The organism is Viridibacillus sp. d25.2, from assembly GCF_055456015.2.
Map to the genome: position 1 here is coordinate 956,867 of NZ_CM196652.1, position 13,177 is coordinate 970,043.

Below are 13,177 nucleotides of genomic sequence, written 5' to 3' on the forward strand. Positions count from 1 at the left end.
TCTAACATATATAGATATTTAAAATATCTTTATTGGAAGACAGAGGATATTGATTGTCCTTTAATATATAGTAAAATAGTATTGGATAAGAATGTTTTTAGGGGGATATAAATGAATATTGGTTGGGACTTTCCTTCGAATAATAATGGACGTATTGATGGATTAAATGATTCTGGAATTCACCACTTCACAGAAGCACCTATAGTATCTATGACACGAGAAGTATTGCAGGATTCACTCGACGCATCGGCCTCAACTCAGCCGGTTATTGTAAAGTTTGAGCTACATCAGTTACCACAACAAGCACTACCAGAGGTGGCTGAACTTAAACAAGTTTTTCAACGAGGAAAAGATACTTGGATATCTCATGGAGATGCATCAAAGTTTTTTGAAGAAGGCCTTCAAGTACTTCAACAACAAACTATACCCGTACTCGCAATTCGTGACTTTAATACAACAGGTTTAGAGAATGTTGACAAAAAAATAAACGGAAGCTTTGCTAGTCTAGTTAAATCAGTGGGGGTTACATTTAAAGACGCCTCAGCAAGTGGCTCTTTTGGGATTGGGAAACACGCTCCATTTGCAGCTTCCTCTATTCGCACGATGTTTTATGGTACATATAATCGCCAAAACGTGTATGCCTTACAGGGTGTATCAAAATTAGCAAGTTATGACATGGGCGACGGTAATTACACACAAGGTACAGGTTACTACGGTGTTAAGGGTGTATTAGAGCCCATAAAGGATTTAACAACGTATCATCCTATGTTCATGCGATCAGGCTATGGAACAGACAAATTTATTATGGGCTTCACGGCAAAAGATGGCTGGGCAGATGAAGTGATTGAAACAATCATTTTGAGTTATTTAGTTGCTGTAATGGAAGAGAAGCTAGAAGTACATATTGCAGGACTTAAAATTAATAAACAAACAATGCCTTCTATTGTGAAATACATTATGGGCAAATATAAAAATAGTAAAGCATCACAATACTATGAGGCTTATACATCTCCAGACAGTGTAAAAGTAACGAAGTACTTCAAAACATACGACGGCGATTTTGAACCAATCAATGTATCATTGCTTGTTAAAGAAGGGTTTAATCGTCGAGTTTCGATGTACCGAGGAACAGGGATGAAAATTTTTGATAAAGATCGATTCCGTGCCCCTATCGATTTTGCAGGTGTCATGGTAGTAGAAGGTGCAAAATTAAATGCTGCTTTACGCAAAATGGAGCCACCCACTCACGATCGTTGGGCTGCTGGTTTATACAAAGATGATCAACAATATGCGCTCTATTTATTAAAACAAATCTACGACTGGCTCAACAGTCAGGCGAGAGAACTAGCTAAATCTCAAGCAACTGAAAAAATAGAGCTACGTGGATTAGAAGGTATTTTACCTGACGTAACAAAAGAAGAAGCCCCATTAAAAGAAGTGAATGATCAAGCTTTAAGTGAAAAAATCACTTCATTTGCAATGAAGCAAACTGTCTCTAAGCCGAAAAAGATTAAATCGAAAACGAAGAAAAAGAAAAACACTTTATTACCTGATGATAAGCCGAAAAAAGAAAAAACGACGAAACCACAAGTAGATAAACCAAAAAAAACCAAAAAAGCAGATCTTAGTAATGCACGTTCATTTTGCTTGAATGAAGAACACGGACTATACCGCTTTATCATCACACCCAAAGGAACAGGTGAGCTCTCTTTCAACGTTCATATCTCTGGTGAAGACGGGTCAAAAACACCGATTGAAATTAAAGAAGTGAAAAACATAACAACAGGTGAAGCTGTACCATACAGTAACAACATCATTGGACCTGTGACAGTTGATGATAAAGAACGCCTTGTATTTGAAGTGAAATTTATGGAGAATGAGCGCTATTCGTTAGAGGTGAGTGTATGAAGATCAAGCATAGACATTTCCCGTATCCTGTTTTATCGCCATTTAGCGACGATATTGTTGGAGACCCATTAAAAGCTGAAATTGAAGCACAGGCAATCGATGATGATTTGCAATTCAAGGTTACATTTCAATTAGAAAATGAAACATTACGCCAATTAATTGAAACTGGGCAAGCAGTGTATGCTGTTCATTTAGAATGTAGCTCAACGATGAAACGTTTCTACGAAAGGTCAGTACAGCCGACATTTGACTTTACAATTGATCAAAAATTATTAAATAATGCGGTGGAGATTAATTTCTTTATAGTCGCAAACGAAGATATATATGCGTACCATAATACGAGTTTTCATCAAGACTTTGAAGGAGCTCTGTTCAATATTCAAAAAGGTGACCAGCTTGCATTTACTGAAACAGTGAAGATGAATATTACAAAAGAGCCGATTGCTAAAACAAATAGTATTTTCGAATTAGCAGTCAACCCTCTTGAAACAGCACCATTAATTGCGACAGATTTCCAAGAAAAAATAGTTATTTCTATACCAAAGCATGCTTACGAAGAAATTACAAACTTACGAGGCTTAATTGGAGCAGATATCGATCAATTACTTATCTCCATGTACTATATGCCAGCGTTAATTGAAAGTCTATATTATATTCAAGATTTAATAGATTCAGATGAAATTCATTTCATCGAAAATACAGTTTGGTATCTATCTATTGCAAAACGTATAGAAACACTGGGGAAAAATATTGAGCAAATCGATCAAGAAGATAATCTACCTAATTTAGCTATTCAGATACTCGATAACGTAAACGAACGGGCCTTAGTATCTATTGCACGTATATTCGGAATTGAAGATGAAGAAGGAGAGCTTGAAACATGAGCAAACTCTATTACATTGATGACAAAATTTTAGAAGATATGAAAAATGGAATCGAAAACAATATGTACTTTTATAAACAACCTACTCCTTGGTGTGAAGAGATATTAGAAGTTGAATTGGATGAATTGGATAAGCCAGCAGAATTGAAAATAATAGAGGGCGACAAAGGGGAACATGATTTAGAAAACGCCATTTTATTATATGAAGCATTGAAGGATTTACCTTATACAGTAGTCACAAATGAAAACTATTGGACGTTTTTAACACATACGGTTTATTGGGACTACATGCGAAATCGTTGGCCAATAGAAGCTGCTCAAAAAGACGTACTTTCTTTTATTCAAACACGTTATATGTTCAATACGAAAAACAAAAGATATTATCGTAATGGTTTGTCGCGATTATGGTTATACGCATCGTTAACGTATGACCAAAGCAATGCTAAAGATCCCTACTTTTATACGAGAATCATGATGAAAAATCAGGATCAAGCAGGATTAATTTTAGAAACAACAACTGTTTCTCGAAATTTCAAAGCTTTAAAGGCAACACTAGAAATCATTCAACGTATTGATACATTAGAGGAAAACGGTGAAATCGAAAAAATTAGAGGTAAACGTGAATTTACTCGTGATTTAATGAAGCAAGTAAACTTCATTGGTGCTATCACAATTTGGGATAGTTTAACCCATGAAGAAGCCGTGGAGAAACTGTGGAAGTATGTGAATAAGCGTTTACTAGTGCTAGAGAGTATTTAATGAGATTTAAGTCGTATTAGGAGGTGGATTTATGTATTTAATACAAGATTTAGAGAGTCGTGTTTTAGAAATGCCTTATAGTGAGGGTTATCGTCATTTAAGGGTTTTATCCGGATATGTGAGTCCTGTATTTATTGAACATGTTTTAGAAACATATAGTGAGTTGAATTTAGAAGTAACGGTAGGTATGGTACCAAATGATGGGTTATCTACTTGGCAACACCGGGCATTTTTGCGATTGATAAATCTATTTGCTGACCGTTTAAGTATCTTTTATCAAGTGAGTCTTCCAGGAAATCATCGAAAAGTATATAATTGGCAAGACTCTGTTTTAGAAACAAAGGTATTTGTAGGGTCTGCTAACTTTACGAAAAATGGGTTTGGTAGACAACGAGAAATATTAGTGGAGTCTACATACGACAATATCGATGAGATTTTTTCTGATTTAGATGTTATCAGATGCGATAATGCAGATGTAGAAGAACAAGTGAGCTTGTATAATGTTTTACCTCGGCGTGTAGTAGCCCAAGCTTCTCCTACTACAACAGGCGAGCATCCACGTGAAGTTGTATTTGAACCTGCAGATGTTGAAGCTTTAAGTACACCTACACATACTTATAATGAGTATGTTGATATTTCTTTAGTTGATAAAAAAACTGGCCAAGTGCCTACTAAATCTGGATTAAATTGGGGGCAACGTGAAGGTAGAAACCATAATCAAGCATATTTATCAGTAAAGGGTGTACACGGTGAAAGACCAGATTTCTTCCCACCATTAAAAGCACCATTTATAATGATAACGGATGATGGAGAAGATCTAGTTTGTGTAATGGCGCAAGCAAACCGTAAAGCCATACATACGCGTGAGAATAATAGTATCATGGGAGCATATTTCCGAAGACGTTTAGGATTACCAGATGGAGCATTTGTTGTTACTGATGATTTAGTTCGTTACGGAAGAAATAGTGTGCGAATTTATAAGATTGATGATGAAACTTATTATATGGATTTTAGTGTGTAATCGGACAAATGATGTTGGAGTGGTTGAACAATGCTTTGTCCTAAGTGCTAAGGATTCAAGAAGTAATCAAAGTTCATGAAAGTAAAACCTAACTTCCAAGTTAGGTTTTTAATTTTTTTATTGGACTAAGTATCTGGTAAAAGAAAAGGGCATAGAAAATATCTTTTTCTATGCCCGTATATGGATATTTAAATAGTACTAAACGCCAATTGACGTTCATCTTCATTGATTTTTTTTGCAACTTTTCTAGATTTTTCCTTTTGTAAATTTTCTAATTGAAATTTTTGCGTTGCTTCAACGAAATCATATGGAATTCCTGCAAAAGATTTTAAAATTGCTTCAAACACAATTTGAGCCCCAGCAGGAGGTACAGCCATCCCAATTTGTTTACGTGCAGCTTCTTTACTACCAGTAAACACGAAATCATCTGGGAACGTTTGTAGACGTGCTCTTTCGCGGTTTGTAAGGGCACGTTCCTCTTCCCAATGGTACATATGCGTACCGCCACCGCCACTACCTGTTACGGTATAGGCCGGACGTGTTGGATCAAGGCGCTTGTAAATAGAGCTTAAGCGTGCGCCTTTTACATTCAGTTGCAACTCTTCTGGAATCCCAATATACCAAGCATTTTCACCAGGTGGAATATAGCTTAACATTTCTTTGACCTTCGCTGAATGACGAGGCATTTCATGGTTAGGTGCATTTTCCGAAATCGGCGGGTTTTCAATCGCCTCTTTACTTGTTTTATAATCTGCAGAATTTGGTGTTGTTGGTGCAGGAACTTTAAATTCCACACCTTGTTCAGCAAAATCTTTACGAATCCCTACAATAATGATACGGTGTCGTGCTTGTGGTACGCCATATTCTTCAAATTTGTAGTAATGAGGTGTAACGACGTATTCAACATCTCCAGGATTAGAAATTTCTTCTAGGATTTTGATGAAAGCTCGTCCCTCATTAGCACTTTGCAAGCCACCAACATTTTCAGCGACAAAGAATTTAGGTTTATATTCATTCAATACCTTTACACCGTAGCTATAGAGAGGACCAAATGTACCTCCTAAGCCTTTCTTTTCCCCAACCTGGCTGTAATCATTACATGGGAAACCGAATGAAAAGCAATCTATATCAGGCATTAATGAACGGTCTCCAATTGGTAGTTTTTCAACAGGACCACAAATAACGCTATGGTGTCCTTCTTCACCACAAATGTTTAAAGAAAATGTATTACAAGCATTTTGATCATAATCATTTGACCATGTATGTTCAATTCGGAATTCTTCCTTAGTTTCAGGATGTATAACGATGGCATTCTTAGCAGCTAGACTCAAACCACCTGGGCCGTTAAACAATTCTCCTTTTCTAAAAATCATTTTATCATCTCCTATATTAAGAACTGACGTTCAAAAAACGAACAAAAGTTCTTGCATACCTATATGCTATAATCTATATTACTACTTTTTTAGGGGAAATGGGGACAAAAAGTTTTAAAAGTATTAAGATTTACTGAAATAATATTAATGAGGTGAACTATGCTACAGGTATATTTATTATATTTTGATCCGCAAATTATGAAGGTCCAAGCGGAAGTTCTGCAATTACATAATGAAACGGAGGATATTCTTGAACAGGAATTGAGGAAGATATTGAATGCAGAAGGATATGATTTTTATGATTATAGTGATGAAATTGTTATTCTAGTAGATGATCGAGGTTTTGAAAAATCATTGAATCCCGTGTTTGAAATTATAAGTTCTTATGGAGATCGTAGCCGTCTAGCTGGCCGCTTAGTGTTTGTTCGTAATGTAGAAAATGAATATAGTACCGATATTGGTAGTATTAAAAAAGAAGATATTTTTAATTTACGAGTTAATCTAGCAATAAAATTAATCGGAATTACTAATAGGACAAATTAAAGAAAATAGATCAGTAAGAGAGGCTTGTATCTTACCCAAAAACAAGCGGAGAAAATCTGCCTTTTCTAGCTTTTATTATGACTAAGTTATTAGATGATAATTTTTATAAACTCAACAATAAAATTAGACTTGCCCCCCGACAACGCTAGTTATTAGTAATGGCATTTAATTTGGCATTTGGCAATTTAAATAAGGTGCTAAAAACCCTTTTAAATACTGTTATTATAAGATTTATAAGAGGTGCGGGTTCGCTCCTGCCGTCTCCATATTTGAATTTAGCGGTAAAAATGCTGTTAGATCAACGTTTAAACAAAGTTAGGGTGATTTGGAGTTAAACTCTTATTGAATTACCCTTTTTTTGCTAAGGGAAATTACATTATTTATATGAAATCTGTTTATAAACCTTCTGATTCCAAATGGAGTAGGCTTTTTTTTATTGTCTAAAAATAGGAAGCAGGGCGTTTATGCTATTGAAGAAATACAAGTGACCACAGGACGTAGGACGAGACAAGGATGGACTACAGCTTGTTTTCTGCAAAGTATACATCGTCGTTTTAAAACCTTTTTACAGTCAATAGTATCTGTGAGGAAGCTTCTAAGTGAATTAACTTTTACTTCGTGGGCTATTATTCTATTATTAGACTAAAGTAGCAGGATAGTTGCAGAAGAGGTAATTGTCAGTTAAGGGAGTTGAAGTTAGAGAATGAATAGTAAAACTAACATTCAAAAACAGTTTTTTAAAATTTATAAAGGAATGATTAGTATTTCAGAATTTGAAGAATGGCTTTATAAAACACAAGAAATTGAAAGTGTTTATGGCAATGATTTTTACTTCAACTTACTTGATTTGGATTATAGAAAGAAACATATAAAAAATGAATTAGAGAAACTTATTGAGATGAAAATTCCATTTGATGAATTTGAACAGACACGGATTATTTCACTTTTGGAAAACATAATATATGAAAAAGGTGACATAGTAGAGATATTAGAGCAATTATATGATGATTATTGCAGTGGATACTCATTTCTAGGATATTTAGGGATTGCTTATATTACTGGAATTGATGCTTTTCCTAAGCTACAAGAAAAAGATGAATGGGATGAAAACGAATTTGATAGTAAAAGAGAAATACTAAATAGTATTAAACCTAAGATTATAAATGAGGCAATGCGATTAGTGTCTTTTTTTCAAAAAGGACTGATAAAGATAATGGAGGAAAATGAGTATATCGATTATAGAAAAGAAGAAGAAAAAATAGAACTTAACAATATTGAAAAGATGTTTAAAGAATAAATCCTTATTGTGCTAGCGAAGGCCTTACTTTAAGTAAAGGTACCTTGCTAATATGCTAAAATTGAATAAGCGTTTCAGACGGAAAATTTATCGGGGTATTTTTAAAACATATTAGGAGTGATTGTAATGACTGAATCTAAACAAATGGGTATCAAATTAGCGTACTTCATTACACATAATGATGATGAAAGTATTACAGAGAATGAAATGGATAAGTTTCTTGACGAATTCATTGATTTAGTAGAGAAATATAATTGGGGATGTGGTGGTGGTGTGCGGTTGGTGGACGCCAATGCCGAAGAGGATTTGGGGTGACCGCTGCCATGACAGAAAATAATCAAATGATTGCTGAACAAATGATTTCATATATGAAGAATATGGAGAATGGGGAAAGGCTTTTATTTTTAGAATATCTTTCTAATAACCATTTCAATTCAGGACAGCCCATTGAAGATATGAATTTAGCGACAAAGAATTATATTGAGGATTACTTAGACAGGAATCTATCAGAGGAAGAAATTGAGATAATGAAATTAGCTTATAAAACTGGTCATGGTGTTGGGTTTAATGTTGGAATGGAAAAGGCTTTAAAAGGTGAGGACTAACAGGACAAACTCCCATAGAAAAACACCTCCTCATTGATTTTTTCAGGTTTCAATACCCGTTATTCAATGAAAGGTGTTTTTCTTTGACACATGGTTAGACAAGCCCTCTCCTATCCTCAACTCTAGTGTTTTAACCAGGGTATGTCTATGCATCTATAATACATCTAGTAGCTTTTATTGAAATATATGTATTTAGACTACAAAAAGCATTAATGAATGCACTGCCTCTACATCAGACATTATCTTTAAACAGTGCTAGTTTTGAAAATGACATTTTCACCATATTATTCTACTGATTTTACATATTATTCTACTGATTTTACATATTGTTTCGGTGACCTTCTAATTATAAAATTAGGAGGTTTTTTGTATGACATCGGAGGTCGGAAGCATGACGATTTTGCGGTACCAACTGAGAAGGATGCTGACAACAGGCGAAAAATAAGAAGAAGGCTTAGCAGTGCGGGATTTCATTTAACCGTATATTTTGATACTAGCATGGTTTATAAAAAGAGAAGGATGCCGATAAACGGGCGTTCTTTCTCTTTTTTTATCCATAAGAGATTTGGATTCTGTTGTCTAATTAAGGAGAAAGTTTATCAAAGAATTATCCTAACTGTTAAAAAAGTATACATATCTGTAGATAAAATATAGTGGATCAATCAATAATGAGTATAAAATGGTAATCTATGTAAAGATTTGGTATTTTATGAAATGTAGATGTATGATATATGTACTAAATAATTATTTATGGAGTGTTGTAGATTAATGAACCAATGTTTTGAAGCAAGGTTAGCAAGAGCTATAGCATTAAGGATATCTGAAGAATATGGATTAGGAAAAGTAAGTACTATAGAAGTAAAGTATGGATTAGAGGTGTTGTTTCAATTAATTGTGAAATTATCATTTATATACTCAACAGCACTTATTTTGCATTCATTTATAGAAACAATTGTATTTCATATTACTTTTTTTATCATGAGAATATTTGTGGGTTCTACTCATTCAAAAACTAGTTTGGGGTGTACGTTTTGGACAATAGCTTTAGTTATAATTGTTGGGCTAACTCCTTCCAATATTAAAATAAGTTTAGAATTATTTTTATTAGTCTTTGTAACTGGAGTTAGCGTGATTCTTAAATATTCAATTAAGAAGGAGAACAGTTTAATGAGTTCAATATTATTCACAGCCTTATTGCTATTTTGTTGCAGTTTTTCTTTTGCACTTGTTTCGAAATCAATTTTTATAGGAATAATATCTTCAATAGTAGTTCTAATTCCAAAAGTAAAAAAAATGACGGGAATGGTGGTATAAAATGAAAAGAATATTGTTTCATAACTTGTTAAGATTAGTATTTTCTGTGGCTCTTATTTTTGCTAATATAGGCAACGTTTCATGTACGGGTATTCTTTTTGAACCTAAAAAAGATGAATAAAAAATTGGGAATATTAGGTGTGCACTCGCCTCAACGTGCTATAATACTTATTAGCTGTTGTAAGAAATAGGAGTTGTTAGTGCATATGTATTATATTTCCTTGTTAATTCAGTTTAGCTTGTTTTTTATTTTGAATTTTAAGTTCTTTCATTATGATACTAAGAAACCTAAGTTTATTTTAATATTGGCGGCTTTTAATTCAGTATCAATTTTTTTAGTAACTTTGATAGGTCCAAGTGCTGGAATAATAGTAATAATATTTTTGTCGATAATCAATTACTATTTTTCCAAAAAAATATTGGCTAGTGTACTTTTACCAATGTTGCTATTACTATTATCTATTATTTATAACTATGCATTGATATTAATAGTGTCAACCCTTTGGGAATATGATATGTCAATATCGCCAAGACCTTTTGATCAAATCTTACAAAATTCTGTACCAATCGTAGTAGCCTTTTTTTCAATAAAAATATTAAGCAAAGTAGTTCAAAGGTATAGAGTTGGTTTTAAATTATCCAATAAAATAATTTTTACTATTATTGGAATGTTTTCAATAACAATGATTCTGTTCTATTTTAATATAGTTAGTACAGATACTTCTTCGGAAGTACATTCCTTTGTGAAAATCAATCTAATTTTTTTTGGTCTATACCTTTTATTTACAATATTATTAGTGCTAATTTTAATTAAAAGTGTAATTAATAAGATGAAAAGTGAGTCTAAAACTAAAGAACATGAACAATTGATGGAATACACTGAAAAGTTAGAACTCTTATACAGTGACATGAGAAAGTTTAGGCATGATTATGTAAATATTTTAAGCTCAATGTCAGAATATATTAAAGATGAAAATATGGAAGCCCTAAGAAAATATTATGAAGAAAAAATAATGGATGTTAGCAAAGTTATGGACTCTAATAATTTAAAATTAAGTTCTTTAAAAAATATAAAAGTCAAAGAAGTAAAAGGAATACTATCTTCAAAACTAATAAAGGCTCAAGAGAAGGGTATAAATGTTAGTTTTGAAAATACTGAAGAAATCGATATGATTAATATGGACACTTTGATATTATGCCGTTCAATAGGAATAATTATCGATAATTCTATAGAAGAGTTAGATTTATTAGGTAAAGGAAAGATGCAGGTAGCTTTTATTAAAAAAGAAAATTCGCTTATATTTGTTGTAGTAAATACTTGTCGCGATATAGAAGAAAAATTATTTCAATTATTTAAAGAAAACTATTCAACAAAAGGCGAAAATAGGGGACTAGGTTTAAGTAATTTGAAAGAAATGATTTCAGCTTGTGATAATGTTAATTTAGATACAAGAATTGAAAATAATTTATTTATCCAAGAAATAGAGATATTTAATAGTTAACAAAGGTATATTAGGAAAGGGAAGACAAAAATGAATGAAATATTTGTTTGCGAAGACAACGCTGTTCAAAGAGAAAAAGTGAATACTTATATTAATAATTATTTAATGATAGAAAATTTAGATATGAATTTGTCGTTATCAACTGATAGTCCAGAAGAATTATTAAATTACATAAAAGGTGAGAAATTCAAGGGTGAAGGCCTTTATTTTTTAGATGTTGATTTAAACGCTGACATTACAGGTATTGTTTTAGGTAGTGAAATTAGAAAGCTTGATCCGCAGGCCACTATTGTATTTATTACCACCCATGTGGAATTATCCTATTTAACATTTATTTACAAAGTTGAAGCTTTAGATTATATTTTCAAAGATGAAGTTAACAATATCAAAAGTAGAATTATTGAATGTATTAATATTGTTAGAAATAGAAATAGCACTCCAAAAACAATTAGTAGAAAGAGGCTACAACAACAATTTGGTGATAAAGTAGTTAATGTTTATTATGATGACATCATGTTTATTGAATCCAGTTCAAATCTACATAAAATCATTATGCATTGTGATAATAGACAGATGGAGTTTTACGGTAAATTAAAGGAATTCGAAGAACTTGATGAAAATTTTTATCGATGTCATAATTCTTATGTTGTAAATAAAGACAACATTGTTGAGATTGATAAAAAGGAAAAAATAATTACTATGAGAAACGGCGAAGAGTGTTACGCATCTGTCAGGGCTTTGAAAGGATTGTTAACTAAGAATTAGCATCCAAATCTATCTAAAATAACATCCATTTATAGGGAATCAGGTTTGGCGAAATAGGAATCTCTTACTTTTCAGTTGATAGCTGGAGTAAGCGGTTCTTTTTTCTTTTTCTTTTTAATTCGATAATCGTAATTTCCCCTATCTATTCCTCGATATAATTCAAGCAATATAGTCGAAATTTAAAGTCAAAAATAGTAGAGAAACAGGATGCCCATAGTGATTGGAGTGTCCTTTTTTCTTTAATGTATTCATAGAGAATTTGATTAAATTTCTAAATAGCTGTTAAAAAAACTATCCTATCTGTAAAAATAATCTATTTTAAGTTCATGAATGTACGTATCTTTACGAGTTAGGAAGAAAACGTAGATAGAGCTTTAGAGAATATATAATTAAATTAAGCAATTAGTTAGTAAAACAAAATACTTTTTAGGAGGAATAAAATGTTGCGATTAATTGAGGATGAATTAAAAAAGATCTCAAAAGGAAAGCTAGGAATTACTTGGCTATTGACACTTGCTGCAGTTTTCTTTGTTACAGGGATCATTGTTATGGGAATTGGTACGGAAGGAAAAATCGTTTCCATTCTTCAACAAAATGGCCTTTTTGATGCCAATGAATCAGCAACTGCGGATAAATGGTTTGGGTGGCCGATGGTTGCAGCTACTTTTGGAAGTTTATTTACTAAAGCCGCCTTCCTTATTTTTGAAGGAGCGTTAATTTCAAAGATTATCATTGATGAATTTAAAAATAAAACCATCCATCAGTTATTTTCTTATCCAGTGAAAAAAACGCGTCTTTTATGGAGCAAAGTAATTTTAGTAATAGTACTATCATTGCTGTTCCAAGTAGCAGCTCAGGTAGCAATGGTGGGTAGTATTAAATTACTCGCTATATATACAGGTTATGCATATGTGATTACTCCAGGTGTATTAGTCAAAATTCTTATTGGTTCACTAGGGGCTTGTTTTATTGGATTAATACCAATGGCAGTTGGTCTAATTAAATATTCTACTATAGCTACACTTTTAACTTCTTTAGGAGTAGTAGTAGTTATCTGCAACGCATTTCCAGGAACTTTAGCAGGAAATTTGATGAACAGTATTCCTTTTATGATGATTTTAGGTGTTATTGGTTTTGTTGTAGCAGCACTAACGATTATTAACATTACAAAGAAAGATGTATTGGCAAAATAAATTAGGAAAGGTAA

General features: G+C 32.7%; 14 protein-coding genes. 13 read left to right on the forward strand and 1 reads right to left on the reverse strand.

All coding sequences use genetic code 11. The annotated features are described in order from the left end of the window. The first annotated feature begins 111 nt into the window (after positions 1-111). From ACZLO7_RS04735 to ACZLO7_RS04750, 4 genes are read left to right on the forward strand one after another with little or no spacing between them, the layout of a single operon-like run. On the forward strand, positions 112-1,908 hold the full coding sequence (locus ACZLO7_RS04735; RefSeq protein ID WP_464938356.1) for a hypothetical protein: 1,797 nt from the start codon (positions 112-114) through the stop codon (positions 1,906-1,908). Continuing rightward, complete coding sequence (locus ACZLO7_RS04740) at positions 1,905-2,792, forward strand: hypothetical protein (RefSeq protein WP_464938357.1); 888 nt, start codon at positions 1,905-1,907, stop codon at positions 2,790-2,792. Before ACZLO7_RS04735 ends, ACZLO7_RS04740 begins: the two co-directional genes overlap by 4 nt. Beyond that, entirely contained in the window at positions 2,789-3,550 is a 762-nt protein-coding gene (locus tag ACZLO7_RS04745; RefSeq protein ID WP_464938358.1) for a DUF6339 family protein, read from the forward strand. The genes ACZLO7_RS04740 and ACZLO7_RS04745 overlap by 4 nt, the downstream gene beginning before the upstream one ends. A 31-nt stretch (positions 3,551-3,581) precedes the next feature. Next, positions 3,582-4,571 carry a restriction endonuclease PLD domain-containing protein gene (locus ACZLO7_RS04750; RefSeq protein WP_464938359.1) on the forward strand — a complete coding sequence of 330 codons (990 nt, stop codon included), beginning with the start codon at positions 3,582-3,584 and terminating at the stop codon, positions 4,569-4,571. Between the two features lie 188 nt (positions 4,572-4,759). Here the strand turns inward: ACZLO7_RS04750 and ACZLO7_RS04755 are convergent, their stop codons facing one another. Then, positions 4,760-5,944: a DNA cytosine methyltransferase gene (locus ACZLO7_RS04755; protein WP_464938360.1), complete on the reverse strand. Its 1,185-nt coding sequence runs from the start codon at positions 5,942-5,944 to the stop codon at positions 4,760-4,762. A gap of 159 nt (positions 5,945-6,103) precedes the next feature. On the opposite strand from ACZLO7_RS04755, the gene ACZLO7_RS04760 reads away from it, so the two are divergent. The 9 genes from ACZLO7_RS04760 to ACZLO7_RS04800 all read left to right on the forward strand — a co-directional run bounded on the left by ACZLO7_RS04760 (position 6,104) and on the right by ACZLO7_RS04800 (position 13,163). Further along, positions 6,104-6,487, forward strand: coding sequence for a hypothetical protein (locus tag ACZLO7_RS04760; RefSeq protein WP_464938361.1), 384 nt, complete (start codon positions 6,104-6,106; stop codon positions 6,485-6,487). 703 nt (positions 6,488-7,190) lie between these two features. Beyond that, the gene (locus tag ACZLO7_RS04765) at positions 7,191-7,784 is read left to right on the forward strand and encodes a hypothetical protein (protein ID WP_464938362.1); all 594 of its coding nucleotides are present in this window, start codon (positions 7,191-7,193) and stop codon (positions 7,782-7,784) included. A gap of 126 nt (positions 7,785-7,910) precedes the next feature. Next, positions 7,911-8,099: a hypothetical protein gene (locus ACZLO7_RS04770; protein WP_464938363.1), complete on the forward strand. Its 189-nt coding sequence runs from the start codon at positions 7,911-7,913 to the stop codon at positions 8,097-8,099. Further along, positions 8,096-8,389: a hypothetical protein gene (locus ACZLO7_RS04775; RefSeq protein WP_511261385.1), complete on the forward strand. Its 294-nt coding sequence runs from the start codon at positions 8,096-8,098 to the stop codon at positions 8,387-8,389. Before ACZLO7_RS04770 ends, ACZLO7_RS04775 begins: the two co-directional genes overlap by 4 nt. Positions 8,390-9,157: 768 nt before the next feature. After that, positions 9,158-9,703 carry an accessory gene regulator B family protein gene (locus tag ACZLO7_RS04780; RefSeq protein WP_464938365.1) on the forward strand — a complete coding sequence of 182 codons (546 nt, stop codon included), beginning with the start codon at positions 9,158-9,160 and terminating at the stop codon, positions 9,701-9,703. Position 9,704: 1 nt separating this feature from the next. Continuing rightward, positions 9,705-9,824, forward strand: coding sequence for an AgrD family cyclic lactone autoinducer peptide (locus ACZLO7_RS04785; protein ID WP_464938366.1), 120 nt, complete (start codon positions 9,705-9,707; stop codon positions 9,822-9,824). An 85-nt stretch (positions 9,825-9,909) separates the two neighbouring features. Next, entirely contained in the window at positions 9,910-11,205 is a 1,296-nt protein-coding gene (locus ACZLO7_RS04790) for a sensor histidine kinase (protein ID WP_464938462.1), read from the forward strand. Between the two features lie 30 nt (positions 11,206-11,235). Further along, the gene (locus ACZLO7_RS04795; RefSeq protein ID WP_464938367.1) at positions 11,236-11,970 is read left to right on the forward strand and encodes a LytR/AlgR family response regulator transcription factor; all 735 of its coding nucleotides are present in this window, start codon (positions 11,236-11,238) and stop codon (positions 11,968-11,970) included. Between the two features lie 440 nt (positions 11,971-12,410). Then, entirely contained in the window at positions 12,411-13,163 is a 753-nt protein-coding gene (locus ACZLO7_RS04800) for an ABC transporter permease (protein WP_464938368.1), read from the forward strand. Positions 13,164-13,177: the final 14 nt, after the last annotated feature.

Bases quoted from the DNA above. Each gene is read 5' to 3' on its own strand.
- ACZLO7_RS04735 (WP_464938356.1), top strand. From the start codon at position 112: ATGAATATTGGTTGGGACTTTCCTTCGAATAATAATGGACGTATTGAT.
- ACZLO7_RS04740 (WP_464938357.1), top strand. From the start codon at position 1,905: ATGAAGATCAAGCATAGACATTTCCCGTATCCTGTTTTATCGCCATTT.
- ACZLO7_RS04745 (WP_464938358.1), top strand. From the start codon at position 2,789: ATGAGCAAACTCTATTACATTGATGACAAAATTTTAGAAGATATGAAA.
- ACZLO7_RS04750 (WP_464938359.1), top strand. From the start codon at position 3,582: ATGTATTTAATACAAGATTTAGAGAGTCGTGTTTTAGAAATGCCTTAT.
- ACZLO7_RS04755 (WP_464938360.1), bottom strand. From the start codon at position 5,944: ATGATTTTTAGAAAAGGAGAATTGTTTAACGGCCCAGGTGGTTTGAGT.
- ACZLO7_RS04760 (WP_464938361.1), top strand. From the start codon at position 6,104: ATGCTACAGGTATATTTATTATATTTTGATCCGCAAATTATGAAGGTC.
- ACZLO7_RS04765 (WP_464938362.1), top strand. From the start codon at position 7,191: ATGAATAGTAAAACTAACATTCAAAAACAGTTTTTTAAAATTTATAAA.
- ACZLO7_RS04770 (WP_464938363.1), top strand. From the start codon at position 7,911: ATGACTGAATCTAAACAAATGGGTATCAAATTAGCGTACTTCATTACA.
- ACZLO7_RS04780 (WP_464938365.1), top strand. From the start codon at position 9,158: ATGAACCAATGTTTTGAAGCAAGGTTAGCAAGAGCTATAGCATTAAGG.
- ACZLO7_RS04785 (WP_464938366.1), top strand. From the start codon at position 9,705: ATGAAAAGAATATTGTTTCATAACTTGTTAAGATTAGTATTTTCTGTG.
- ACZLO7_RS04790 (WP_464938462.1), top strand. From the start codon at position 9,910: ATGTATTATATTTCCTTGTTAATTCAGTTTAGCTTGTTTTTTATTTTG.
- ACZLO7_RS04795 (WP_464938367.1), top strand. From the start codon at position 11,236: ATGAATGAAATATTTGTTTGCGAAGACAACGCTGTTCAAAGAGAAAAA.
- ACZLO7_RS04800 (WP_464938368.1), top strand. From the start codon at position 12,411: ATGTTGCGATTAATTGAGGATGAATTAAAAAAGATCTCAAAAGGAAAG.